At 38.8% G+C, this 418-nt stretch carries 1 protein-coding gene; it reads right to left on the bottom strand.

Annotated features, from left to right (window positions below; all coding sequences use genetic code 11):
• Positions 1–395, bottom strand: a 395-nt coding sequence (locus RYX56_RS21280) for a CdaR family protein (protein ID WP_500660604.1), incomplete at its 3' end; no start/stop codon positions are given.
• Between the last annotated feature and the right edge of the window lie 23 nt (positions 396–418).

Genomic DNA, 418 nt, shown 5'->3' with positions numbered 1-418 from the left:
CTTCGAAAAAGCTCGGCAGGGTTTGTGTATCTTTTTCCAATTCCACAAGCAATCTCAAGCTCGCCCGCCAATTTTGCAGGGTTTTTTAGAATCGTCTCAGTAAAGGCTTGCAGCTTTGCCCTATCCACCTCATGATTTGTATCAGCCTGCGGAAACATGGTGATCACTTGCTGATGTTTGACCATGGCGATCGGTTTGACATTTTGCATGATCAGTTCCTTTTCAACTATTTGTAACAGTGTATTTATCATCTGCTTGTTTGTAAAAAAATGATCTTCTTCCTTAGAGGAAAAGACGATGACAGTATGTGGAACATGAAGATCCCAGCCCCATATTTCCCCATATTCAATAATATCTTCCTTTTGTTTGATGTTTCCATAAAGTAAATCAAACAAAAATGCCTCTTTGAATTTTTGTT

The sequence above is a fragment of the Alkalihalophilus lindianensis genome, from assembly GCF_032843265.1.
GTDB classification, from domain to species: domain Bacteria; phylum Bacillota; class Bacilli; order Bacillales; family Bacillaceae_D; genus Alkalihalophilus; species Alkalihalophilus lindianensis.
Note: the sequence above shows the minus strand (reverse complement) of the source record. Positions and strands in the feature narration are given on the sequence as shown.